Source organism: Sphingobacteriales bacterium, assembly GCA_016700115.1.
Classification (GTDB): Bacteria; Bacteroidota; Bacteroidia; order Chitinophagales; family UBA2359; genus UBA2359.
In genome coordinates this window covers 1,200,714-1,224,581 of record CP064999.1, presented here as the reverse complement: position 1 = coordinate 1,224,581, position 23,868 = coordinate 1,200,714, and the positions used below count along the sequence as shown (strand labels likewise).

At 40.5% G+C, this 23,868-nt stretch carries 25 protein-coding genes and 1 pseudogene; 20 read left to right on the top strand and 6 right to left on the bottom strand.

From position 1 onward, the window contains the following. Positions 1 to 123: 123 nt before the first annotated feature. The 17 genes and pseudogenes from IPM47_04195 to IPM47_04115 all read left to right on the top strand — a co-directional run bounded on the left by IPM47_04195 (position 124) and on the right by IPM47_04115 (position 15,401). Positions 124 to 258 (top strand): annotated as a pseudogene (locus IPM47_04195) (restriction endonuclease subunit S). 30 nt (positions 259 to 288) lie between these two features. After that, the gene (locus IPM47_04190; protein QQS30158.1) at positions 289 to 675 is read left to right on the top strand and encodes a restriction endonuclease subunit S; all 387 of its coding nucleotides are present in this window, start codon (positions 289 to 291) and stop codon (positions 673 to 675) included. Continuing rightward, on the top strand, positions 672 to 887 hold the full coding sequence (locus IPM47_04185; GenBank protein QQS30157.1) for a hypothetical protein: 216 nt from the start codon (positions 672 to 674) through the stop codon (positions 885 to 887). The genes IPM47_04190 and IPM47_04185 overlap by 4 nt, the downstream gene beginning before the upstream one ends. Positions 888 to 945: 58 nt before the next feature. Beyond that, positions 946 to 1,521 (top strand): four helix bundle protein, encoded by a 576-nt coding sequence (locus tag IPM47_04180; protein ID QQS30156.1) that lies wholly within the window; start codon positions 946 to 948, stop codon positions 1,519 to 1,521. Positions 1,522 to 1,595: 74 nt separating this feature from the next. Then, positions 1,596 to 4,082 carry a DEAD/DEAH box helicase family protein gene (locus tag IPM47_04175; protein ID QQS30155.1) on the top strand — a complete coding sequence of 829 codons (2,487 nt, stop codon included), beginning with the start codon at positions 1,596 to 1,598 and terminating at the stop codon, positions 4,080 to 4,082. Between the two features lie 236 nt (positions 4,083 to 4,318). Next, positions 4,319 to 5,110 (top strand): PhzF family phenazine biosynthesis protein, encoded by a 792-nt coding sequence (locus IPM47_04170; GenBank protein QQS30154.1) that lies wholly within the window; start codon positions 4,319 to 4,321, stop codon positions 5,108 to 5,110. 836 nt (positions 5,111 to 5,946) lie between these two features. Beyond that, the gene (locus IPM47_04165) at positions 5,947 to 6,813 is read left to right on the top strand and encodes an NmrA/HSCARG family protein (GenBank protein QQS30153.1); all 867 of its coding nucleotides are present in this window, start codon (positions 5,947 to 5,949) and stop codon (positions 6,811 to 6,813) included. Between the two features lie 330 nt (positions 6,814 to 7,143). After that, entirely contained in the window at positions 7,144 to 7,437 is a 294-nt protein-coding gene (locus IPM47_04160) for a hypothetical protein (protein ID QQS30152.1), read from the top strand. Between the two features lie 728 nt (positions 7,438 to 8,165). Next, the gene (locus tag IPM47_04155; GenBank protein QQS30151.1) at positions 8,166 to 8,792 is read left to right on the top strand and encodes a fibronectin type III domain-containing protein; all 627 of its coding nucleotides are present in this window, start codon (positions 8,166 to 8,168) and stop codon (positions 8,790 to 8,792) included. A 107-nt stretch (positions 8,793 to 8,899) separates the two neighbouring features. After that, complete coding sequence (locus IPM47_04150; GenBank protein ID QQS30150.1) at positions 8,900 to 9,193, top strand: hypothetical protein; 294 nt, start codon at positions 8,900 to 8,902, stop codon at positions 9,191 to 9,193. A 257-nt stretch (positions 9,194 to 9,450) separates the two neighbouring features. Beyond that, positions 9,451 to 10,266 (top strand): alpha/beta hydrolase, encoded by an 816-nt coding sequence (locus IPM47_04145; protein ID QQS30149.1) that lies wholly within the window; start codon positions 9,451 to 9,453, stop codon positions 10,264 to 10,266. 249 nt (positions 10,267 to 10,515) lie between these two features. Then, a complete protein-coding gene (locus IPM47_04140) occupies positions 10,516 to 11,019 on the top strand; it encodes a hypothetical protein (protein QQS30148.1) in 504 nt (167 codons plus the stop codon). A gap of 169 nt (positions 11,020 to 11,188) precedes the next feature. Next, entirely contained in the window at positions 11,189 to 11,746 is a 558-nt protein-coding gene (locus IPM47_04135) for a dihydrofolate reductase (GenBank protein QQS30147.1), read from the top strand. A 143-nt stretch (positions 11,747 to 11,889) separates the two neighbouring features. After that, a complete protein-coding gene (locus IPM47_04130; protein QQS30146.1) occupies positions 11,890 to 12,390 on the top strand; it encodes a DUF1648 domain-containing protein in 501 nt (166 codons plus the stop codon). Positions 12,391 to 12,498: 108 nt separating this feature from the next. Further along, complete coding sequence (locus IPM47_04125) at positions 12,499 to 13,140, top strand: MBL fold metallo-hydrolase (GenBank protein QQS30145.1); 642 nt, start codon at positions 12,499 to 12,501, stop codon at positions 13,138 to 13,140. Positions 13,141 to 13,308: 168 nt separating this feature from the next. Next, positions 13,309 to 13,551, top strand: coding sequence for a twin-arginine translocase TatA/TatE family subunit (gene tatA, locus IPM47_04120; GenBank protein ID QQS30144.1), 243 nt, complete (start codon positions 13,309 to 13,311; stop codon positions 13,549 to 13,551). Between the two features lie 206 nt (positions 13,552 to 13,757). Further along, on the top strand, positions 13,758 to 15,401 hold the full coding sequence (locus tag IPM47_04115; protein ID QQS30143.1) for a trehalose synthase: 1,644 nt from the start codon (positions 13,758 to 13,760) through the stop codon (positions 15,399 to 15,401). A 55-nt stretch (positions 15,402 to 15,456) separates the two neighbouring features. On the opposite strand, the gene IPM47_04110 is transcribed toward IPM47_04115, so the two are convergent. Next, the gene (locus IPM47_04110; GenBank protein QQS30142.1) at positions 15,457 to 16,794 is read right to left on the bottom strand and encodes an OmpA family protein; all 1,338 of its coding nucleotides are present in this window, start codon (positions 16,792 to 16,794) and stop codon (positions 15,457 to 15,459) included. Between the two features lie 216 nt (positions 16,795 to 17,010). On the opposite strand from IPM47_04110, the gene IPM47_04105 reads away from it, so the two are divergent. The 3 genes from IPM47_04105 (at position 17,011) to IPM47_04095 (ending at position 20,139) form a co-directional block, all read left to right on the top strand. Beyond that, positions 17,011 to 18,672 carry a DNA polymerase/3'-5' exonuclease PolX gene (locus tag IPM47_04105; protein QQS30141.1) on the top strand — a complete coding sequence of 554 codons (1,662 nt, stop codon included), beginning with the start codon at positions 17,011 to 17,013 and terminating at the stop codon, positions 18,670 to 18,672. 27 nt (positions 18,673 to 18,699) lie between these two features. Then, positions 18,700 to 19,326, top strand: a complete 627-nt coding sequence (locus IPM47_04100) for a hypothetical protein (protein ID QQS31378.1) — start codon at positions 18,700 to 18,702, stop codon at positions 19,324 to 19,326. Positions 19,327 to 19,521: 195 nt separating this feature from the next. Further along, positions 19,522 to 20,139 carry an START domain-containing protein gene (locus IPM47_04095; GenBank protein ID QQS30140.1) on the top strand — a complete coding sequence of 206 codons (618 nt, stop codon included), beginning with the start codon at positions 19,522 to 19,524 and terminating at the stop codon, positions 20,137 to 20,139. A 45-nt stretch (positions 20,140 to 20,184) separates the two neighbouring features. Here the strand turns inward: IPM47_04095 and IPM47_04090 are convergent, their stop codons facing one another. From IPM47_04090 to cysM, 5 genes are all read right to left on the bottom strand, one after another. After that, the gene (locus tag IPM47_04090) at positions 20,185 to 20,559 is read right to left on the bottom strand and encodes a nuclear transport factor 2 family protein (GenBank protein QQS30139.1); all 375 of its coding nucleotides are present in this window, start codon (positions 20,557 to 20,559) and stop codon (positions 20,185 to 20,187) included. Positions 20,560 to 20,688: 129 nt separating this feature from the next. Beyond that, positions 20,689 to 21,597 carry a cation transporter gene (locus IPM47_04085; protein ID QQS30138.1) on the bottom strand — a complete coding sequence of 303 codons (909 nt, stop codon included), beginning with the start codon at positions 21,595 to 21,597 and terminating at the stop codon, positions 20,689 to 20,691. A 56-nt stretch (positions 21,598 to 21,653) separates the two neighbouring features. After that, positions 21,654 to 22,469 (bottom strand): serine acetyltransferase, encoded by an 816-nt coding sequence (locus IPM47_04080; GenBank protein QQS30137.1) that lies wholly within the window; start codon positions 22,467 to 22,469, stop codon positions 21,654 to 21,656. A gap of 15 nt (positions 22,470 to 22,484) precedes the next feature. Beyond that, a complete protein-coding gene (locus tag IPM47_04075; protein QQS30136.1) occupies positions 22,485 to 22,901 on the bottom strand; it encodes an OsmC family protein in 417 nt (138 codons plus the stop codon). 54 nt (positions 22,902 to 22,955) lie between these two features. Then, entirely contained in the window at positions 22,956 to 23,837 is an 882-nt protein-coding gene (gene cysM / locus IPM47_04070) for a cysteine synthase CysM (GenBank protein ID QQS30135.1), read from the bottom strand. Positions 23,838 to 23,868 lie beyond the last annotated feature (31 nt).

The following is a 23,868-nucleotide window of genomic DNA, read 5'->3' as shown; positions in this document are numbered from 1 at the left end:
ACTCGAAAATCCAAAATCGTCTTGATTGGCTGTAAAACAAAGTTTTAAGTCCAAAATACTTAAATTACAACTATTTAACAATAAATTTTTCCAGATGCGTTTTCCCTGCCCCTTCCCCCTCTCCCCGAACAACAACGCATAGTTTCCATATTAGATGCCGCAGGTGCCGCCATAGCCAAGGCAAAAGCCAATGCCGAACAAAACCTCAAAAACGCCAAAGAACTTTTTGAAAGCTATTTGCAGGGAGTGTTTGAGAATGGGAATTGGGATTATGTAAAGCTGTCAGAAATGGCAACCGATATTTCTGATGGCGACCATATGCCACCACCTAAATCTGAATTTGGGTTGCCTTTCATAACCATTTCAAATATCAATAAACAAACACATAAAATTGATTTCTCCTACACATTCAAAGTTCCGCAGAAATACTATGATGATTTAAAACCAAATAAAAAGCCGATTAAAGGAGATGTTCTATATACGGTTACAGGTTCTTACGGAATACCAGTTTTAATAGACGATAATTTTCAGTTTTGCTTTCAACGACACATTGGCTTAATAAGACCAAGCAAAAACCTTGATAGTAAATTGCTCTACTATTGGATTTTATCACCACAAGCAATTTCTCAAGCGAATGAAACAGCAACAGGAACAGCACAAAAACAGTTTCATTGAAATCATTAAGGAATTTCTCTTTCCCGAATATTCCACTCAAAGAACAACAAGCCATCGTCCGCCAATTAGATGCCCTGCGAGCCGAAACACAAAAGTTAGAAGCCGTGTATCAAAAGAAAATTGATGATTTGGAAGAACTGAAAAAATCCATCTTGCAAAAGGCGTTTGCGGGGGAATTGAAAACTGAAAAAGCAGAAATGATAAAAACCTAAACTCGTATCGGTGGCTTGTGCGTCCCGCCTGTCCCACAAGTCCCCCAAAAAGCAACCAATGAAAGAAGAAGAAAACACCCAAGGCTTTATCCCCACCCACGGTGGTTACCGCAACCTGCTCAGTTATCAGAAAGCGGAAATCATCTTTGATGGCACCCACTATTTTACCAAACGCTTTTTTAAGAAATACGACCGCACCATCGACCAAATGGTACAGGCCGCCCGCAGCGGCAAACAAAACATTGCAGAGGCCAGCATAGCAAGCGCCACCTCAAAAGAAACAGAAATAAAACTGACCAATGTAGCCCGCGCCAGTTTAGAAGAACTGCAAATAGATTATGAAGATTTTTTAAGAACACAGAAGCTGCCCCTTTGGGACAAAGAACACAAGTTAGTAGCCCGCCTGCGCGAGCTTAACAAAAGCACAGACTGTGCTACTTATGAAACCTTTAAAAAAGCTATTGAGCACGAAAGCCCGGAGATATGTGCCAATACGATGATTACTTTGATTAAAATTTGCACCTATCTGCTGAAACAGCAGATAAAGCAATTGGAAGCTGCTTTTATCAAAGAAGGTGGTTTAAGAGAACGAATGACCAAGGCAAGAATAGAAGAGAGAAAGAAAAAGAAGTAACAACCTTTGGTGGGACTCGGGTGACAGCATCCCACGAAGTCCCACAAGTCCCACAAACAGAACAACAGCAAAAAATGAATGAAGCAGAAACCAGAGCAGAACTCATAGATCCTAAACTAAGGGCAGCCGGTTGGGGCGTTGTGGAAGGGTCTAAAGTCCTTCGTGAATACAACATTACGGCAGGTAAAATTCAAACAGGCGGGGGAAGAGGTAAACGGGAAATTGCCGATTATGTGTTGGTTTACAAAGGCATTAAGTTGGCGGCAATCGAAGCCAAGGGCGATGAATTAGAAGTTGGAGAAGGGGTGATGCAAGCTAAAAAGTATGCAAACAAACTAAAAGTTGAAACCACTTACAGCACCAACGGAAAGGCCATTTACCAAATCTGTATGAAAACAGGTGAAGAAGGTTTGGTAACCGATTTTCTTAGCCCGGATGAACTTTGGAAAAAAACATTTCCAATTGAAAATGGGCAATTGGCAATTGAAAATGAATGGAGAGAAAAATTTGCCAATGTTCCATTTGAAGACAAAAGCGGAAGTTGGCAGTTAAGATACTATCAGGAAATAGCAGTGCAACGCACCGTTGAAGCCATTGCACAAAACAAGAACAGAATTTTACTGACCCTTGCCACAGGAACAGGAAAAACAGCCATTGCTTTTCAAATTGCGTGGAAACTGTTTCAAACCCGTTGGAACCTTTCGGTAATGAACAATGGAAAATTGACATTGGACAATGAAAATGTTTCTGAAAATAATTCTCCATTATCAACTATCAATTATCCATTAAATAGAAGACCACGGATTTTATTTTTAGCCGACCGAAACATTTTAGCCGACCAAGCCTACAATTCATTTTCGGCATTTCCCGAAGATGCGTTGGTGCGGATAAAACCCAATGAGATAAAGAAAAGCGGAAAAGTGCCCACCAACGGCAGCATTTTCTTTACCATTTTTCAAACATTTATGACTTCTCTAATGGATAATGGAGAATTGACAATGTACAATGAAAACACACCTGCAAACATTGCAGCCAAACTTACTCCGAATTATCCATTATCAACTGTCAATTATCAATTATACCCGGCCGACTATTTTGATTTTATCATCATTGACGAGTGCCACCGTGGCGGAGCCAATGACGAAAGCAATTGGCGGGGCATTTTAGAATATTTCAGTCCGGCAGTGCAATTGGGTTTAACCGCCACACCCAAGCGAAAAGACAATGTGGATACCTACAAATATTTTGGCGAGCCTGTTTACATCTATTCGCTGAAAGAAGGCATCAATGACGGTTTCCTAACACCTTTTAAAGTAAAACGCATCAAAACTACGTTGGACGATTACCGCTACACTTCGGACGACACGATTGTGGAAGGAGAAATTGAAGAAGGCAAACTCTATGAAGAAAAAGACTTTAACCGCACCATTGAAATTGTAGAACGGGAAGCCAAGCGGGTAAACATCTTTTTAGATGAAGCCAACCAAAAAGAAAAGGCAATTATTTTTTGTGCCAATCAAGCACATGCAGCATTGATACGGGATTTGGTAAACCAAAATGCCAAAAGCAAAGACCCTTTTTATTGTGTTCGGGTTACTGCCAATGACGGTGAAGAAGGCGAAAGATTGTTACGGGAATTTCAGGACAATGAAAAAACAATCCCGACCATTCTGACCACTTCGCAAAAACTTTCCACGGGAGTTGATGCAAGAAACATTCGCAATATCGTTTTGCTTCGTCCGGTTAATTCAATGATTGAGTTTAAACAAATCGTTGGTCGCGGCACAAGATTGTTTGACGGCAAAGATTTTTTTACCATTTACGACTTTGTTGACGCTTATAAACATTTTAACGACCCTGAATGGGACGGTGAGCCCATTGCAGAAGAACAATCTGGCGAAAACACCGTCCCGCCTGTCCCACAAATCCCCCTTGAAACCAAAGAACCCACAGAACCTTATGAGCCAAAAAGAAAAATTAAAGTTAAACTGGCTCATGGTAAAGAAAGAGAAATAAAGCACATGGTATCCACTTCGTTTTGGAGTGCAGACGGTAAACCTATTTCTGCAGAAGAATTTTTGAACGACTTATTTGGTGAGTTACCCAAACTTTTCAAGGACGAGGAAGAATTGCGGAAACTATGGAGCAATCCGGTTACTCGAAAGACATTATTAGAAAAATTAGAAGAAGCAGGTTTTCCAAAAGACGATTTACTGACTTTACAAAAATTGGTAGATATGGAAAAAAGCGACTTGTATGATGTGTTAGAATATGTTTTCAATGGCGACTATATCGCCATGACAAGAGAAGCACGAGCCAAAGCAGCCGAAGCGACAATATTTGCTTTGCTTAACGACAAACAGAAAGAGTTTATCATGTTCGTGTTGAGTAAATACATTGAAACCGGTGTGGACGAACTCGATCAGGAAAAACTTCCAATTTTGCTGACAAACAAGTATCAATCATTGGAAGATGCCAGAATAGCATTAGGAGATCTTAGTAACATCAAAAAACTGTTTATAGAGTTTCAGGAGCATCTCTACAAGCAGAATGTAGCATAATGACAAGGCAAACAAATCCTGAAATTCAATAACCCACACATCAGGTTTTCGGCATTGATGCTGTTCTCCAAACAGAATATTTGCATCTGCCAACGAGGTATTCTTAACAGGTATGGCATCGCTCAAAATACTATTGTATTTTTGTAACCGGTATTTTCAAAGGCCGACATTGTTGGTGGCTTATTTGAAATGACCGTGCTACCCCAAAAATTCACAAGACCTGTTAAACCATCAAAATGAAGCAAAAAATATATCAGATAGACGCATTTACCGACAAGGTTTTCTCAGGAAATTCCGCAGCCGTTTGTCCGCTTGACCATTGGTTGAGTGATGAGATTTTACAAAAAATAGCAATGGAAAACAATCTTGCCGAAACTGTCTTTTATGTAAAACAAGACGACAAACAATATCAGATACGATGGTTTACACCGACCGTTGAAGTGGACCTTTGCGGACATGCAACTTTGGCAGCCGCTTATGTTTTGTTCAATCACGAACATCACAAGGAAAATATCATTCACTTTTATTCTTCAAGAAGCGGAGCATTAACCGTAACTAAACAAGACAAATTGCTGATACTGAATTTTCCCACGGACAACATTGAACAAATAGAAGTATCTGACGAGATAACCCGATGTTTTGACCTTAAACCTCAATTGGCTTTTAAAGGTAAAACAGACTATTTGCTTGTGTTTGACAATGAAGAGGAGATAAGAAAAGTTACTCCCGTATTTGACTTAATTTCGAAATTAAATGTGCGTGGGGTTATCATCACAGCAAAAGGCGATACAGTTGATTTCGTATCGAGATTTTTTGCTCCGCAAACGGGAATTAACGAAGACCCGGTAACAGGTTCGGCACATACTACATTAACCCCATATTGGGCAAAACAGCTTGGTAAAACCGAACTGACAGCAATGCAACTATCAGAGCGCAAAGGATATTTACAATGCACCTATTTAAACGACCGGGTTGAAATTAGCGGACAAGGGAAGTTATATTTAATCGGAGAAATATACCTGGAATAGAAAAACTACCGACAACAAGGGTATTTACCGCACAACTACTCAAAACACACTGAAATTCTCTTGCTCCTAACCCTTTTTACCCGATGCCGGAAATACACTTGCAAAATGTAGGTAAGTGATATAAAGCCCCTCGAAGGGCGCGCTTGTTTGTTTTTCCGAAAAGTCAACATATTTAAGACTGTATTTTCCCCCAATTGGAGCATGCAATTTTCTCCCCTTTCAAAGCACAATTGATATAAACGTTGCCTAAATCGCTTATATTTGGCTTTAATTTGAGCCTTTCTATGGCATTCCAGAAGTTTGATAGATGGAATTATACCATTACATTGTCAAAAATAATCCACCCAATTTAAAGACTTTAACTAATCATGTGTGGTGCAAAATCAAATCATAATTGGTATTAAATGTCTGTGGATGACTTAAATAGTTGACTTAGCCTGTTCAGAATAATGGAAAAAGGCTGCACTCTTTTAGGTGACAAGCCGAGTAGTTTGTTTTTATCACCACCTTATTACCTTAGTAACCAACTAAATACACAACCAAAAAAACCTTATTACCTTATAGTCCGAAGTGCATACATTCCTTTTTTATACTTTCATTTAAATTAGGTAATAAGGTTTGTGAGTTTACTTGTTACATATTTTACTAAGGTAATAAGGATATACCATTACATTGTCAAAAATAACCCACCCCAATTTAAAGACATTAACCAATCATGTGTGGTTCAAAATTAAATCATAGTTGGAATTACGTTGCAGGCAACCTATGATGGCCCCGAGCAAACTTTAAACCGGCAGAAAAAAATTAACTGACAATAAATTTAAAAAACAAATAAAATGTCAACATTACAAGACAAAATTATACTCGTAACAGGAGCCACAGGTAAACAAGGTGGAGCTGCTGTCAGACACCTGCTGACTTCGGGGGTTAAAGTGAGGGCACTCACAAGAAAACCTGACAGTCCCCGTGCTGAAGCATTGCGCAAACAGGGAGTTGAGGTGATTAAAGGCAACCTCAACGATATGAACTCTCTTGAACAGGCAGTAAAAGGTGTTTACGGAATTTTTGCCGTAACAAATTTTTGGGAGTTTGGGACCGGAAAAAAGGAGATTTTACAAAACAAAAACCTGACAGACCTTGCTAAAAAACACGGCGTGCAGCATTATGTGTTTGCTTCAATTGCGCGGTGTGATGACAACCCTAACCTTGCTCACTTCATGACAAAATACGAGTGTGAGAAGTATATCGCGTCATCAGGACTTCCATACACTTTTCTCCGTGCTGTTTACTTCATGGACAACTTGAATCCAAGCGATCAGGGAGCGGCTTTTCATTGGGAAATTCTACCATCAACGCTTGGCGACAAAACAACTCTTCAAATGATTTCAACAGAGGACATTGGTTGGTTTGCCGCAAATGCATTCTTGTACCCGGAACAATATTTAAACAAGACGATAGATATTGCCGGTGATGAGGTAACATATTCTCAACTTTATGCGGCATACAAGAAAGTATTTAATGCCGAACCGAAAAGATCTGCTTTTTGGAAATTTATAATGATGATTATGATGCCGGAAGTAAAAAAAATGTTTATTTGGTATCGTAACCCTGTATTTAAGGCGGACATCAAACAGCTAAGGACTATGTATCCCGGCTTAAAAACTATTGAAGATTATTTCAGACAAATTAAAAATGAACCATAAACTTCCATACAAAACAAAAGGATGAACTACCAACTGCGGAAACTGTAGCACAACCACTCAAAAAACCGCAATGACCAAATTTTAATAAGCCCTTTCATAAAAAGCCTTTGCTGATTGGTGGGCTGTCAGCTATTGATGTTGCTTGCAGTTTCCTGTGTTTTGCTGTTTAAAAGATGCAAATTTTTATTTGCTCCTCCTGATTTTTAAAAAAAATTTTACCGGCTTGTGCATATAGATGCTTTGGATTATCTTTGAGTTGTGCAACACGAGAATGAGTAACGTTTGCTTCAACCGGTAAATATCTATTTTTAACCATTAAAAATTACCGACATGATTATTGTTCAAGAAACTTTTATCTGCAAACCAGGAAATGCTTCGAAGCTTGCTAATCTCTTCAAAGAAGTGATGGGTGAAATACCGGAATTCTTAAATGTTATGACCGACGTAACCGGAGAGTTTAATCGTGTCATATTACAAACAAAATATGATAGCCTTACCGCCTATGAAGGGCGATTTAAAATGTATAGGGAAGATACCGAAGAAATGAAGAAGATGAAAGAGAAAATGCAAGGTTATCATGAATTGTATTTATCGGGATCCAGGGAAATTTACCATGTTTGGTAATGAGTGGATTATAATGTTTAATTTCCCGTTTACTTACTACGCTAATTTTGGCAGCAACTAACGAGGGTAATTGTTGCAAAACTGCTTTAAAACCGCCAAGTACCAATTCAGCACCAAAAAAGTCTTCAATGAATGGCTTTTGGTTTTTTGTGGTCTTTCCGATTTTGTAAAAGCAGCTTGTAATAGAAATAGCTGTGAAAGGGTCGTTTATTCACAGCTTAGGATTGGCATAAACAGTCAAAAAAACAAGTTTTATTAGCATGGTATGCCGGTATTTTGACCGGTGTTTGTAATGTTTGGGTGAGGATATTGGGAGTTTGTGCATATACTTCTGGTAATTTTAAGGTTGTTAGTTAAAACTGCCATCAGGACAGATGTATTGAGCTTGTTGAATGAATGTTCCATTCTCTTGGTATCACCCGTTTCATGAATGATAGTAGATCATTTTGCTCAATACGGAGTCTTTCGTAGCACATCAGCTATTGACCGGAGTTTCCGGCTTCCTCACATACGTACAAAAGCACCAAAAAAATCGTTAATCAAATATTTTAGCATTACGCTAAATTATTTCAAAGTTTTTTTGCAAAATTTTAAACCTTATGCAACTTTTTGGCTCTTATTGTCGTTTTAAGTAGCAAACAGACAAAATGATTAGTTTTTAGGTTCGGCCGACCAAAAAATCCATTTTTTTATTTTTTCACTTTTTTAACCCCCTAAATTATTTTTCTATGAACCTTTTAAGAATTTCTGTTGCCTTTGTGTATTACGCCGATTCGCTGCTCATTACCTTCGTTCAGGCATTGTTGGCAGCTTTGACGGGAAATCCAAATTTTGCTACGCCAAGTCCCACTTTGGCGGCCATTACTACCTTGTTGAACAATTTTGAAACGGCTTATGCCAATGCTGCCGGTGGAGGTAAAACATTGACTGCCATTAAAAATCAGGAAAGGGCTTCGTTGATTGAAGGATTGCGTTTGCTCGCAAGTTATGTAGAAGACAATTCTGCTAACAATGAAGCAATCATGCTCAGCTCCGGTTTTGATATTTATGGCGGCCCGTTAAATCCCCGCCCGCTGCCCGAAATTCCACAAAACCTCAGACTTTCCGATGGACCACTTAGCGGTAGTGTTATTGCTAAAGTAAACAAAGTTGAGTTTGCCGTTGTGTATGAACTTCGCTACACAGAAGATGATTTTGGTCCCGATGCCCGTTGGGTTCAACTATCAGCAAGTACTTCTACCAATATGTTAATCAGTGGTCTTACCCCTTCCAAAAACATCTGGGTACAGGTGAGAAGCGTTAACAGCAAAGGATATAGCGAATGGAGTGATCCTGCTACGATTATGGTCAGATAGGCAAGTAGTTTTGTTTTTGTTCATGTGTTTCAAGCCGTTGCGAATTGCAACGGCTTTTTTTTGTGGGCAATTGCCCATCTTGTTCAATTATTTTAATTTTGCTGTTCATGGAAAATAAAATCAAAATTTCGTTGGCGGCACTTTTTTTTCTCTGTTTGGCAGATATGCCTTATGGATATTATCAGTTAGTGCGGTTGGCCGGCATGATTGGATTTGTCGTGCTTGCATTTCGGGCAAACGAAAATAAAAGACCGGCCGAAATGATAATTTACGTCGCTTTGGCACTGTTGTTTCAGCCCTTTTTTAAAATAGCGCTTGGGCGTGAGCTTTGGAATATTGTGGATGTGGTTGTAGGTATTGCTTTATTGATTTCAGTTTTTTACAAATCAGGTTCGAAGTAGTTTGTTGATTGGGTGTTTTTTTATCCTTTAGTTGTCTTAGAAAACCATCATAACGGCTCCGTTTTAAAACTATGAGAGTTTCCCCTTTGTGTCAAGCCAATCCATCAACTTGCCAATCTCGTTGTGGGGATCATTTTAATCCTTTTATGTGCAGAAGTAACAAAATAATTAAGCAGTTCCTGATAATTACGGTTATTGTTTGTACAAATCTTGTTTTACAGGCCTGTTTCTCTCTTAAAACCAATACCGGTAAAAATATGGCAGATCAACCAATCCCTGATATGGTTCCGTTTAAAAAAGACTATTCGGAAGTGAACGACATTCAAATGTATTATGAAATTTACGGACAAGGGAAACCAATGGTTCTCATTCACGGAGGCGGATCTACTATAGAAACCTCTTTTGGCCGAATTTTGCCTTTGTTAAGTAAAAATCATCAGGTGATTGGTGTTGAGTTGCAGGCACACGGAAGAACGGACGACAGAAATACCGGCATTTCGTTTGAACAAGATGCAGACGATATTGCAATGCTACTTAACAACCTCGGCATTGATAAGGCCGATTTTCTGGGTTTTAGCAACGGTGGAAATACTGCCTTGAAAATTGCCATCAAATACCCCCATTTATGCCGCAAAGTAATTGCATGTTCTGTATTGTTAAAACGGGAAGGGACATTCCCTCAGTTTTGGGAGTTTATGAAAAACGGAACCTTTGAGCAAATGCCCCAACTCTATAAAGATGCCTTTTTAAAAGTAAATCCGGATAGTTCAAAACTGATGAACATGTATCAAAAATGTGCGGACAGGATGATAAATTTCGAAGATTTTACCGACCATGAACTAAGGTCAATATCAATCCCTGTGTTGTTAATAAATGGCGATTCGGATGTAGCCACTTCAGAGCATATTGTGGCCATGTCAAAACTGATTTCCGGCAGCAGGTTGGCCATATTTCCCGGCGGTCATGGAGAATATATTGGTGAAATTACTACCCTGCGGCCAAATTTTAATCCTGATGAATTTTGCATCCCTATCATTGAAAAATTCCTGAACGAACCTGATGCCTCAAAATAAACTTGTCGTTGAAGGCGGGAAAGTTTTTGTTTTAAAACTTATTTACATCTAATCTGTTTAATTTTACAGCTTAACTTTATTAAACCACTTTGTTTACTTATACCAACTATGCTTTAATTTAGAACCATCAATTACTGGCAAAAGTCTTTAAATTCCCCTCCTTTCCCCAATTGAGGGGAGCAGGGGGGTGTCAGGTTAGGGGTGGGTTCTTTTAGAAAGTGAAGTGGTATTAACTTTTTTATACGGGCAATGCAAACAAGTACCGAAATCACCACAGTTTTTGACACCACTTTAGAGCGGGCTTTTAAAACTCCCATGCTTTGCGATATTACTCAAATACATACCGGTTACGGCGTTACTCCCCGAGTTACGCATTGTACCGAAGATGAAACCTGGGGAAAACCCGGAGGTAGCCGCAAAGTTTTTATGGCAAAAACCCCGACTTTCAAAGGCGGTGAGTCTTCGTTCGATAAAGTATTGGAAAGAAAAGAAAACGAATACTGGAAGATTGAAATTTCAGATTTCAAAACATGGTCAATGGGCTTTACCAAATTTCAGGGTGAGTGGTTTACTTCTCAACTCGAAGACGGAAAAGTGCTGGTCAAATACAAATATACTATGTTTTCAAACAGCCTTGTTTTTTATCCCTTTCATTGGTTGTTTACCAAAACCATCTGGAGAAACTATATGAAACATGTTTTGGGAAACATCAGAAAACTGGTTGCTAACCAAGCCCCTTATCTGCACGATTAGCCCGAAATTCAGAACAGGAATGGCCTTTTATATCAACTATGATTTAATTTTGCACTAAGCATGAATGTTTGAAGTCTTTAAATTCTCCTCCTCGGAGGGGTTGGGTGGGTTATTATTGACTATGTAATGGTATTAAAAATGAATCTTAACCCATAAAAAATAACAATTAATGAATACCGAACCATTTACCATTACCGTCCACATGGTGGCGAGTCTTGACGGTTATATCGCCAAAAAAGATAACAGCGTATCGTGGTTTGAAACGACCGATCATTACGAATACGGGGTTGAGGACGATTCAACGGAAGATTTTTTAAAGTCCGCCGATTGTTTTGTGATGGGGTCAAACACCTACGAACATGCGCTCGAGTTATCAGTAGATTATGGTTGGGTTTATGGAGAAGTACCGACCATTGTTGTAACCCATAGAAATCTGCCGGTCGAAAGAAAGAGTGTGGAATTGTTTGCGGGTGATTTGCAACAGTTGGTCAACGAACGCTTAAAACCCCATTATCGGAATGTTTGGGTAGTAGGAGGAGCAAAACTCGTTAGTGAATTTATCCGGTCAGGATTGGCAGACGAAATCAGGTATTATGTTTTACCGGTTATTTTGGGAGACGGCGTGCCGTTTTTTGAAAATTTCGAACGAGAATATCCATTACATCTAAAAGGGATAAAAGCCTTTAAAAGCGGATTGTTGGAACTAAGGTATGAAATCAGAAAATAACCATTGATGAAGCAGAGATACAAACGGCTATTATGGAACTCTTTTAACTGCCGGGCAATTATTTATTATGGAAAAACTGTCCCATTATTAGTTATGTATATGGGGTCGCTTCAAATGATAAACCAAAACCTGAACTACATAAGATGACCGAACGACCAAAATTAAATATTCCGCTTTCGACATTCGATTTTATAGTAAACTCCCTCAGTTTTTTGGCTTTAACCGCAATTTGGATTGCTGTTATCCTGAATTACTCCTCATTGCCTGACCTAATTCCTGTTCATTTTAATGCTGCCGGACAACCTGATAGTTTCGGTCAAAAATATCATATACTTGTTTTGCCGGTAATTGCATCTTTGCTAAGTATCGGGTTAACCCTGTTATGCAGATCTCCACACCTTTTAAATTATCCGGTCAACATAACAAACGAAAACGCCCTTTACCAATACACCATTGCGATCAAAACCATCAGATATTTAAGACTGATTATTATTCTGATTTTTGGATATTTAGCTTTTAAAATAATTCAGCAGGCAAACGGACAATCAGATGGCCTCGGAGTTTGGTTTTTACCTGTAATTTTAGGGTTGATCTTTATTCCGTCGGGTTATTTTTTAGTTCAACTGACAAAGACTAAATCATAGTTAGTCCGGTTAAACCTCCTTCTTTCCAAAATATGGTTTTACCAAATATCCCCTTAGAAGGTAAACTTTTCAAAGTATCTTTGCAGGACAAAAACATCAAATTGTTCCATGATTCAGGTAGAGAGTTTTACGTTTAACCCTTTTTCAGAAAACACATACCTCCTTTACGACCAAACCGGTGAATGTTTGATAATTGACCCCGGTTGTCATAACGAAGCCGAGCGCAAACGTTTGGTTGCCTTTATTGAAAAGAAAAAATTAACCCCCGTTTTGCTCATCAACACCCATTGTCATGTTGATCATGTTGCAGGCAACCGGTTTGTTGCCGACAAATACAATATCCCTTTAGCTATTCATGAAGGGGAAGTGCCGGTTTTAGCTTTTGCCTTACAGTCCGGGATGTTGTGGGGTTTTAGAATTGACGAGTCCCCAAAGGCATCCGTATATTTGGTTCCCGGGGAAACCTTGCGGTTTGGAGAATCAGAATTGGAGATTTTATTTACCCCCGGACATTCGCCTGCAAGTATCTGTTTGTATAGCAAGCAAGATTCATTTGTTATTGGTGGAGATGTTTTGTTTAGAGGCAGCATTGGCCGGACCGATTTGCCCGGAGGGAGCTATCGCACACTGATTAAAAGTATAGAAGAACAGCTTTTACCATTAGGAGATGAGGTTGTTGTTTATTCAGGCCATGGTCCGGCTACTACCATAGGTTATGAGCGATTGAACAACCCGTTTTTGAACGAGTAGTAATTGTTGCAAAAACAGGGAAAGAAAATTGATGTTTTTGAATTGCTGCATCGCACAAAATAACCCTGTTGATGCGTTATTAAACCAAACTAAAGAAAAAGGCACATTTTTAGGCAATTTGTTTTTAAAAGATGTACCTTTACTATTACACAAGTAAAAAATAAAGTTATGAATACGCTGTTGTTGTTTTCTTTTCCGGGAGGAGGTGAAATGATTTTGATTTTATTGATTGTTTTGCTTTTGTTTGGCGGCAAAAAAATTCCCGAACTTGCGCGTGGGTTGGGACGTGGTATCAGAGAGTTTAACCAAGCCAAATCTACCATCCAAAACGAACTAGAAGAAGGGATAGATGCGGATAAAGATACCAACACCTCCCGCACCAAAAAAGCAGATCCGGTTATAAAAGAATAATTCCTTTTTTTGATGGAAACCCTTAGTGAGTTGCAGAAAACTATTCGGGCAAAGTGGTTTTTTGTGCTAATCGTTTAAGATTTACCCCCCAATTTAGATAATAGCCGGTCTTTAGCTATTGATACGGGCTTAATGTGGTAATAATTTTAATCTGCCTATCTAAAAACAGATTGGGTTGCCTATTTTTACCGCATAAATCCGTTTTTATGCTTATCTCTTCTCCCATAACCACCGATAACAACTGGGATACTCTGTTTGAGGACAAGGCTTTGGTTGCCCATCTCAACGAAATTGTATTTCCGGCCTATTTGCAGGAACGCCGTTGGTTTGCTGCCAAAACCAGTACTTTAAAACAAGTAGGAATAGATAAGTTGTTGCCTTTTCCTTTTCCTGAAGCTAAAGAGGTTTATTTGTTGGTGATTGAAGTAATACCGGATACCGGTTTGGCGCAACAATATTTTCTCCCTATCATGTTTGTTTATAAACAAGACGAAGCGCAACAAGACCCCCAGTCCCTTATTACGCCGATTATAGTAAATGGCGAAAATGGATGGCTTGCAGATGCCTTGTATTCTGATGCTTTCCGGCAGCAATTGTTCTTCCACCTGCTACACAACGATGAAGTCAATGTAGGAAACGGTGCGTTAAAATTTTTAAAAGGCTCTGTTCTAAAGCAGTTAGATGATGTCTCCGACTATCGCCCGACTTCAAAACTGCTGGGAGTTGACCAAAGCAATACCTCTATTGTCTATGACAACCGGTTTTTTCTCAAAATCTACCGCCGTTTGTTTCGCGACCCGAACCCCGACTCAGAAATCACCTATTTCCTTACCGAACGGGCAGGGTTTAAATATTCCCCCCGTTTTGCAGGCAGCATTACCTGGAAACGTAAAAAAACTTACGATGTGTCGGTCGCTTTGATGCAGGAACGAATTGAAAACAAGGGCGATGCTTGGCCCTTTATGCTCAACCATATTTTGAGCTTCTTTAAGCGGTTAGAAGAAAAGCAGATTGACCCCGAATCAATAGAGCAGATAAAGTTGTTGCGCCCGCTGAAAATAAGCCGGTTTAGTGAAAACCTGATTGAACTGATAGGCTTTGATGTGCTAAAAAGCATTCAACTGCTTTCCCTTCGCACTGCACAAATGCACATTGCGCTTTCGTCCGATATGCAGGATGTCCGGTTTACCCCTTCAGACTTTAATGGAGATTATACAGTTTGGCTTAAAAACAGATTGCTTTATCAATTTGATACCCGTTGCACCTTGGTCGAACAAAGTCTGAGCCGTTTGAGTGGTTTGGCATTAGAGCATGCCCGCGAATTTTTACGACTTAAAACAGATATTATAAACCGTATCCTCAGCTTTGACGAACTGTATCTGACAAGTCGCCGCATTCGCATTCATGGCGATTATCACCTTGGTCAAGTGTTGGTAACGCCTGACAACGATTTTTGTATTCTTGACTTTGAAGGAGAACCTGAAAATACCATTCACGACCGAAAGGTTAAACAATCCCCTCTAAAAGATGTGGCCGGAATGTTGCGCTCTTTCCACTATGCCATATACGCCACTATTTTTAATGAACAAAGCGGTTTAACCTACCCTCGCAAACAACTATTTGCTGCCGGCGAAAAATACTATGCCGCATTGGTAGCTGTTTTTATGAACACATACCTCCATACAGCCCATAAAAACCGACTTGACATTGGATATCTTCCCGAAGTAAAATACCTGTTAGAATATTGCCTGCTCGAAAAAGCAGTTTATGAACTGGGCTATGAACTTAATTTCCGTCCTACCTGGGCTATTATTCCCTTGCAGGGTGTGATGCAGTTGCTTAAAAAGTAGCGGATAACACTGACAGCCTTGCAATTATATCGTACTATATTGCCCGCTTTGTCTTTTAATATTTAATCAACCTCATTTCTACCCTTCTGTTTTTTGCCCGGTTGGTTTCAGTGTCATTTGGGGCTACCGGCCTGTCAGGGCCATAACCTATGGCAACGATTCTGCCCGAATCTATTCCATTTGATACGATGTAATCTTTACAGGCTTTTACCCTTCGATATGACAGAGAGCGGTTATATTCAGCCTCACCTTCAGAAGAGGTATGGCCCGAAAGTTCTATTTCGGCAGTGGGGTTTGCTTTAAGTAGTGCGACAACTTTGTCTAACTCAGGTTTTGACGCAGGTTTAATATCGGCTTTAGCTAAATCGAACATAATATTTTTTAAACTTACCGCTTCGCCGATTGCTATTTTTTGATTGTCAAACAGAATGGTGGTTCCTCCTTTTTGCAAATAAATAGTTACTTCTGCGTTGTCATCTCCTTCGCCGATATCTGCCATTCCAGTACCGTCTGCGTAACCATTGGCAGAGGCAGTGAGTATCTCAAATCCGGCGGGTATGTCTTTCAACTCAAAATTGCCGTTTGAATTGGTGGTCGAAGCCGTATAGTTGCTGCTCCATACTTTTGCGCCTGCCACCGGGTTGCCGGATTCCTGGTCCAATACAACACCACGAACGTTTCCTTTACAGGTATTTTCATACTTTCGATTGACCAACAACCGAATAAAATCAAGAGCAAAGCCATCGCCTGCTCCGTTGATTTCGTCAATTAAAAACCTCAGTGATTTGCCCTCTGTTATTAAAGCGTAAAAATCTTCAGGAACAGGTATGCTGATTAACTTTCCGACAGGTCCGGTCTGATCAATGGCGTTGATGATTTTTTCAGCTTCATTAAAGCGGTTGCCGTTTATGGTTACCTGAAAGCGGGAACAAAAAGAGGGCGACTGAAAATCGTCAATAAACAACTGAACCCATGCGTTTTTAACGACCGTTCCTTTGGCTATATCTGTGGGCAGATTAAATACAACCGGTTTTGAGGTGTTGGAATCATACGAAATAGTATAGCCGTCGGTGCCGCAAGTCTGTTCTTTAGATGGGTTAAACTTTGAAGACAATAATATACGGTCAAATCCCGGTAAGTCATTTGGGTTTATTTCCCAGGGATAGCTATGTGCTTCGGTCATGCGTCCGCAAAAAGGGTCAAACCCTTCCGGCCATCCAAAACCAAGATTGTCCACATCTCCTATCCGAATAATGATTTCAGCTTCGTAGGAACCGGACAGAAATGCTTGTTGTTTTTCCCAATCCGTGTCTGATGAAACGGTGCTGACCTGAGCAATCAAAGGAATAAATACAATGAAAAATAATACAATAGAGACAAACACTTTTCTCATTTGGTTAAATTTGGTTGATTACTTCTCAAACAGAAAGCATATAAGAAAAGTTGTACTGTTTGAATAAAACGGAGGACTGTTAATTGGGGCAAAACGCTTATCTTGCACTACTCAAACGGGAAATATAGCCCATTCTTCCATAGTTTGGATACTAAATTCCGGTTAAGACATTGAGTATTATATCTTTTGTTCAACCCAAAACCAACTATTTCATCTATGCGAAACAAAGATATTGCCGCTAAATTTAAGTTGCTTGCCGGACTGATGGAGCTTCACGGGGACAACCCGTTTAAAATCAGGTCTTATGAAAACGCCGCCCGAACCATTGAACAGCAACCGGCTACATTAAACAGCATGTCCGAAGCCGAGTTAGAAGACATCCCCGGAATCGGCAAAGCAATAGCCTCCAAAATTATAAGCCTGCTTCATACCGGAAGTTTCGATTTGATGGACAAACTGTTGCAGACTACCCCGGCGGGCGTTGTCGAGATGTTGCGCATCAAAGGTCTTGGCCCCAAGAAAGTAAAATCTATTTGGAAAGAACTTGAGGTTGATACCGTAGGAGAATTGCTCTATGCCTGTGAAGAAAACAGGCTGCTCCGGTTAAAGGGCTTTGGTGAAAAAGTACAGGAAACCATCAGGAAAAGCATTGAATATTATTTAGCCAATGCAAAACGGTACCGTTATGGGGATATTGAGACAGAAGCCATGCAAATTTGCGAATCCTTTGCCAAACTGCCCGAAGTTGGACAAGTCATGCTGACCGGTCAGTTTCGCAGGCGTTGCGAGGTGATTGATCAGGTGGAACTGCTGATAGAAGGTAATTGGAACCGACTCGAAGATTGGTGTCAAACACTCGGGTTAACCTTGATTTCGGAAGATGAAAACGCGGCTCATCTACAAACTGCTGCGGGGATTCCACTCATTCTGTACCGGATGAATTCGAAAGAGAGCGCTTCATACCAGTTATTGAAAACTACGGCTACGCACACCCATTGGGAACAACTTGTCGCTATTGGTCCTCCCAACAAAAAGGCAACCACCGAATTTGGCGTGTATCAAAGCCTTGGATTGCAATATATAGAAACTGAACTGAGAGAGGGATTAGGTGAAGTAGAAAAGGCCAAAAATGGCCGAATTCCGGAATTGTTGAGTATTGAAGACATTACCGGCATTATTCACGCCCATAGTACCTACTCTGACGGACGAGATTCGTTGGAAGTGATGGCACAAGCCTGTAAAGATTTGGGCTACCGTTATTTGGGCATTACCGACCATTCAAAAGCAGCCTTTTATGCCAACGGACTTTCGGAACAAGACATCATCAGACAACACGAGGAGATTGACCAACTAAACTTAACGCTTGCCCCGTTTAAAATTTTTAAAGGAATTGAGGCTGATATTTTGAGCGATGGCAGCCTCGATTATAACGATGATGTGCTTAACTCTTTCGATTTTGTCATAGCTTCTGTTCATTCAAACCTGAACATGGACGAAGAAAAAGCCAACCGAAGGCTATTAAAAGCAATCGAAAACCCGCATACCGTTATTTTAGGACACATGACCGGACGCTTATTGCTGACAAGAGCAGGGTATCCGGTCAATCACCATAAAATTATTGATGCCTGTGCTGCCAATAAAGTCGTCATAGAAATCAATGCCAACCCTTATCGTTTGGATATAGACTGGCGATGGATTCCGTATTGTCTCGAAAAAGGGGTATTACTTTCGGTAAATCCCGATGCACACAACACCCAAGGGTTAGGGCATGTGAAATATGGGGTGTATGCTGCCCGTAAAGGGGGATTGCACAAAACCTTTACCCTCAACACCCGAAATGTTGAGCAAGTAGCACTTGCACTGTCGAAAAAATGGTAGGTTATGGATAATCAGTTGTATGAAAAATTGGGCAAGTATCATTACAATTGTGAAACCTGCCCTACCCGTTGTGACGGAAAAAGCAAAGAGCAATATCTGTTTGAAAACGACAGCAGGTTATCGGAAAAATACGAACAAGCACTGATTAGACATATCAACCGGCATAACCGTTACTTTGCTCAAAAAAGCACAACCTCGGGTTATCCCGATTTGGAATTGTATCATCCTAACAATCCGGATACCGGGGCAGTTACCGGTTTTATAGAGGTTAAAGTGCAGCAACGCACTTTTATGTCGGTCAGAAGTTCTTTGCCAAACGGTGATTTATATGCCTCTGAAACTGTTGCCCTCAACCTGAGCGATTTGTTGCGTTATTTTGAAGTGAAAAACACCACCAATCTTCCGCTTTACATTGTTTGGGCTTTATTGAACAGGCCTTGCGTGTTGGGAAAAAGCAATTTCCGTTTGTTTTATCAGGAAATTGATGTCTTGCAAGTTATATATGACAAGTATCTGAACAAAAGAAGGTTCAGACGAAAATCAGGCCTCGGCGATATTGTTGATGGCGAACATAAAGGAGTAGTTGTCAACTATCATTTTAGTTTAGCCGAGTTGATTCCCGGATTGCCCTTTGATTTGCCCGAAGCCGGTTAACCACCCTTTGAAACAATAAATTTAAAAGGCAAAACATCCTTTGAGAAAACTGCCCATTAAAAGCCTATTTTGACTAAAGCAAACAACAAGGTTAGTATTATGGATAAATCGTGCTTAAATTTGCACTTCTAACTTAATCTTTCTTTACTCATCACAGTCAGTAGTCTCATCAGAAAACAAATCGGAATCATCATCATGGCTAAAATAACCCCTGTCATTTCCCTGTCTCTTTTAATCGTCTTTCTCTTGTTGGGTATTGGCGCTACAAACAAATCGAGTTGGCAACTTGCCAAAGAAAAAGATGCCATCAAAGTATTTACCCGCCCCTCGTCGCTTGGCAACCTTAAAGATTCTAAAGGAGTCGTTCAAGTAAAAGCCTCAGTGGACGATGTCGTTGAGTTACTCCGCAAGTTTGACGGCTACACCAAATGGATGTATAAATGTTCGGAAAGCAAGTTATTAAAACAAGTTTCTGAAACGGAATACTATGTTTATACCGTTACCGATGCTCCTTGGCCGGTAAGCGATCGAGATTTAATCAGCAAGGTAATTGCCGAAAAAAAGGCAGATGGTACTGTATCTTTTAAACTAACCGGCGTAAAAGATTTTATTCCGGAAAAATCGGACAAAGTTCGGGTTCCGAGATTTAGCGGGTTGTGGCAGGCAAGCCCTAAGCCCAACGGAATGGTAGAAATTATTTACCAGTTAGAATCCGATCCGGGAGGCTCCCTTCCCGATTGGTTGGCAAACTCCACCGCTACCGATATTCCTTATTATACCTTGCTTGAAATGAAAAAACTGTTGGCAAAATAACCACCCAACAACCTCCCGTTTTCAGTATCTGTATGGATGGTTGGGTCAAAACATACCGTTTTCGTTAACACAATCAGCCGGAACTTCCTGCCCAAAATCCCACGCTTCGACTATTTTGTTGTTTTCGTCAAACCGCAAAATGTGCATGACCGCATAACCCAATTCGCCGGGTTGCTGCACTATATGAGAATGAACAGCAACCAGATCCCCGTCTTCCAAAGCCCTTAACATGGTAAATATTTTATCGGGATTTGTGTTTGCCGATTCTTCCATTGCCACCATCAAAGTTTCGGCATCACCTTTAAAGTAAACATTGTGATGCTTAAAATCCTGACTGACATAAAGCCCGAATGCCTTGCGAGAATCTCCCTTTGCACATAGAGATAAAAAATGCTGTGCTATTTCTTTTTTAGTTGCCATACTGATTAAGTTTTGTTGTGCGAATTGCTAAATGAATTTTGCGCTAAATCAATTTTTAGCTAAAAAGCTAACCCGACTTTGCTGTCAACCGGAATTCTTGTGCAATTATGATAACTGCCAAACAGCGGTTCAATCATTTTCCTTATTACCGGAATCCAACCCGCAGACTTCCTCATCAATTTCCGTTTCGATGGTATAATGCTCGAATGGATATTTCCGCATAATTGTTTTCAATTGATTTTTGACTGCAAGCAAGTCTTTGAAACTCTCGATAATCCCTAATTTTACGTGGGTGGTAAAGACATGATGTTCACCGTCGAGCGACCAAATATGTGTATGATGCACAGACTGAACATGTTTGATACTGAGAATTTCCTTTTCGACTTCTTCCCGGCTGACATCTTTCGGATGCCCCTGTAAAAACAGAAACAGCGTTTCCTTTAACCGTTTCATCACATTCCATAAAATAAACAAGGTGATGAGCAGAGACAACACCGGGTCGAGATATAGATTATCGGTAAAATACAGAACCACCGACACCACCAAAATTGCCGCCCATCCCAGCACATCTTCCATCAAATGCCAGGTGATAACCCGTTCATTCAGGGTTTTACCCGTACTTGTTTTCCATGCTGCATACCCATTAACCAAAACACCGACAATGGCAAATACAAACATTCCTTTTGCATCCGAAATTTCAGGTTCGATTATTCTTCCAATGGCTGAATGGATGACAAACACAGCACCTACTATCAGCACAATACTGTTGATTAAAGCCCCAAGCAAAGAAAATCGTTTATACCCAAAAGAAAAAGACCGGTCAGCAGCTTGTTTGGATTTGACTTCTAAATACCAAGCCGTACCCAATGAAAGACTATCGCCGAGATCGTGAATAGCATCTGAAATAATGGCAATGCTGTTGGTATAAATTCCGCCGATTAATTCAAAAACAGTAAAAAAAGCATTGAGAAAAAAAGCCGTTCTCAAATTTTTACCGGAGTGGTGGTCGTGATGATGATGATGGTGATGGTTTGTCATGGATTAACGATTGCCCCAAGATATTCTTTTGGTGTTGCTAAAGTAGCAATATCTTTTTACTGAAAGGGAGAGATGGCTTTCAGCTCTACCTGTATGGTATTATGAACGAAAGAATAAGGAGGAACGCTTTTTGTCAGCCAAACATTACCTCCGATCACCGAATGGTGTCCTACTAAAGTTTCACCGCCCAAAACGGTCGAGCCGGCATAAATAATCACATGGTCTTCGATAGTCGGATGCCGTTTTGTGTTGGCCTTGTCTTTGCTTACCGACAATGCACCGAGGGTAACCCCTTGATAAATCTTCACATGGTTACCGATAATGGTTGTTTCGCCAATGACCACTCCGGTACCGTGGTCTATAAAAAAAGATTCACCGATTGAAGCGGCAGGGTGAATGTCAATCCCTGTTTTGCGGTGGGCGAGTTCTGTAAATATTCGGGGTAGCCATTTTATTTTTTGTTGTAACAGGTGGTGGGCAATGCGGTAAACAGCAATTGCATAAAAACCCGGATAGGCCACAATAACTTCTTCAATAGAGTTGGCAGCGGGGTCAAACAACAAGATGGCCTGTGCATCTTTCAATAAGAATTCATAAATTGAAGGTAAGCCGGAAAAAAAACGATGAACCGTTTCCTCCACTTCGTTTTCAGTCAATGTGTCGAGGTCTTTTAAAAGGTCAAACAAATTGGCTTCCAACTGTTTTTGCCTCGCTTCGAGTTGTATGAACGAGATGTTTGCATCTTCCCTGCTCGGAAACAACAGGTGAAACATGTCTTCAATAAACTGTTCCGATTTGATTTTTGATGGAAAAAAAGCAAACCTCGTTTGGTACTGATGATGCAGATGTTTCAAAAAAGTATGGTAGCGCATCGGGTTTTTGTTTGTTTATGGGATTACTTCAAAAGAATGGGTAATTTCGACAGAATGTCGCAACATGGCAGTTACAGAACAATATTTGTCTATCGAAAGAGCGATGGCGCGGCTCACCTTATTGAGCGGCAACTCCCCTTTTATCACAAAGTGAACATGAATTTTTTTAAACACTGACGGAATTTCGTCTGGTACTCTTTCTGCCTTAACCTTGATGTCAATATCTTCCATTTCGAGTTTTTGTTTTCTCAAAATCTGGATCACATCAATGGCGCTGCATCCGGCTAAACCCATCAGGATAAGTTCCATCGGACGAGCACCGGCTTCGTGTCCGCCAATGTTAGACGAAGCGTCAATATTAACCAAAACCCCCGAAGAGCCTTTGGCCTGAAAATGAAAATCTGAATCTATCCGGCTCATTTCGACTTGCATTACTGAAAACTGAACTTTTAACGATTAAAGAATAAAGGTATAACCACAAAAAAATTATCCGAAAAGGGTGCCCGAAAGGTAGCGGTCACCCCGGTCGCAAATAATACAAACCACTGTTCCTTCTTCAAGTTGCTCTATGAGTTTTAAGGCAACCGCTACTGCTCCTCCGCTGCTCATGCCGCAGAATATGCCTTCTTCTTTAGCCAACCGGCGGGTGGTTTTTACAGCTTCTTCTTCCGACACATCAATGATATGATCAACACGATGAGGTTCAAAAATTTTAGGCAGGTATTCAATTGGCCAACGGCGAATGCCGGGAATTCTTGACCCGTCGGTGGGCTGTGCGCCGACTATCTGAATGTCCGGATTTTTTTCTTTCAAAAACCGCGAAACCCCCATAATCGTACCGGTTGTTCCCATCGAAGAAACAAAGTGGGTAATATTGCCGCTTGTGTCGTTCCAGATTTCCGGCCCGGTATGGCGGTAATGGGCAAGATAGTTGTCGGGATTGGCAAACTGATTGAGCATGAGATATCCCCCGCTTGCAACCTGATTGTGCGCATAATCAATAGCTGCTTCCATCGAACCCTGCGCCGAAGTCAGGGTAACTGCTGCGCCAAAAGCTTTCATGGTAAGTATCCGCTCTTGAGTAGAATTTTCGGGCATGACCAGTTCTATGTTTACGCCGCAAAGATTGGCAATCATAGCCAGTGCGATTCCGGTATTTCCGCTTGTTGCTTCAATCAGTTTCATGCCCGGCTTTAATTCCCCGCGGTCAAGTGCGCCTTTGATCATGCTGTAGGCGGGCCGGTCTTTCACGCTTCCACCCGGGTTGTGACCTTCCAGTTTTCCAACCAATTTTACCCTTTTGTTTGGGTTAAGGTTGTTCAGGGCGACAAGCGGGGTGTTTCCAATGAGGGAGAGTAAAGAAGACATGGAAAGTGAAAAGTTAAAAGTGAAAAACTAA

Coding starts and splice junctions, on each gene's coding strand:
- IPM47_04190 (QQS30158.1), top strand. CDS start 289: ATGGCAACCGATATTTCTGATGGCGACCATATGCCACCACCTAAATCT.
- IPM47_04180 (QQS30156.1), top strand. CDS start 946: ATGAAAGAAGAAGAAAACACCCAAGGCTTTATCCCCACCCACGGTGGT.
- IPM47_04175 (QQS30155.1), top strand. CDS start 1,596: ATGAATGAAGCAGAAACCAGAGCAGAACTCATAGATCCTAAACTAAGG.
- IPM47_04170 (QQS30154.1), top strand. CDS start 4,319: ATGAAGCAAAAAATATATCAGATAGACGCATTTACCGACAAGGTTTTC.
- IPM47_04165 (QQS30153.1), top strand. CDS start 5,947: ATGTCAACATTACAAGACAAAATTATACTCGTAACAGGAGCCACAGGT.
- IPM47_04160 (QQS30152.1), top strand. CDS start 7,144: ATGATTATTGTTCAAGAAACTTTTATCTGCAAACCAGGAAATGCTTCG.
- IPM47_04155 (QQS30151.1), top strand. CDS start 8,166: ATGAACCTTTTAAGAATTTCTGTTGCCTTTGTGTATTACGCCGATTCG.
- IPM47_04150 (QQS30150.1), top strand. CDS start 8,900: ATGGAAAATAAAATCAAAATTTCGTTGGCGGCACTTTTTTTTCTCTGT.
- IPM47_04145 (QQS30149.1), top strand. CDS start 9,451: ATGGCAGATCAACCAATCCCTGATATGGTTCCGTTTAAAAAAGACTAT.
- IPM47_04140 (QQS30148.1), top strand. CDS start 10,516: ATGCAAACAAGTACCGAAATCACCACAGTTTTTGACACCACTTTAGAG.
- IPM47_04135 (QQS30147.1), top strand. CDS start 11,189: ATGAATACCGAACCATTTACCATTACCGTCCACATGGTGGCGAGTCTT.
- IPM47_04130 (QQS30146.1), top strand. CDS start 11,890: ATGACCGAACGACCAAAATTAAATATTCCGCTTTCGACATTCGATTTT.
- IPM47_04125 (QQS30145.1), top strand. CDS start 12,499: ATGATTCAGGTAGAGAGTTTTACGTTTAACCCTTTTTCAGAAAACACA.
- tatA (QQS30144.1), top strand. CDS start 13,309: ATGAATACGCTGTTGTTGTTTTCTTTTCCGGGAGGAGGTGAAATGATT.
- IPM47_04115 (QQS30143.1), top strand. CDS start 13,758: ATGCTTATCTCTTCTCCCATAACCACCGATAACAACTGGGATACTCTG.
- IPM47_04110 (QQS30142.1), bottom strand. CDS start 16,794: ATGAGAAAAGTGTTTGTCTCTATTGTATTATTTTTCATTGTATTTATT.
- IPM47_04105 (QQS30141.1), top strand. CDS start 17,011: ATGCGAAACAAAGATATTGCCGCTAAATTTAAGTTGCTTGCCGGACTG.
- IPM47_04095 (QQS30140.1), top strand. CDS start 19,522: ATGGCTAAAATAACCCCTGTCATTTCCCTGTCTCTTTTAATCGTCTTT.
- IPM47_04090 (QQS30139.1), bottom strand. CDS start 20,559: ATGGCAACTAAAAAAGAAATAGCACAGCATTTTTTATCTCTATGTGCA.
- IPM47_04085 (QQS30138.1), bottom strand. CDS start 21,597: ATGACAAACCATCACCATCATCATCATCACGACCACCACTCCGGTAAA.
- IPM47_04080 (QQS30137.1), bottom strand. CDS start 22,469: ATGCGCTACCATACTTTTTTGAAACATCTGCATCATCAGTACCAAACG.
- IPM47_04075 (QQS30136.1), bottom strand. CDS start 22,901: ATGCAAGTCGAAATGAGCCGGATAGATTCAGATTTTCATTTTCAGGCC.
- cysM (QQS30135.1), bottom strand. CDS start 23,837: ATGTCTTCTTTACTCTCCCTCATTGGAAACACCCCGCTTGTCGCCCTG.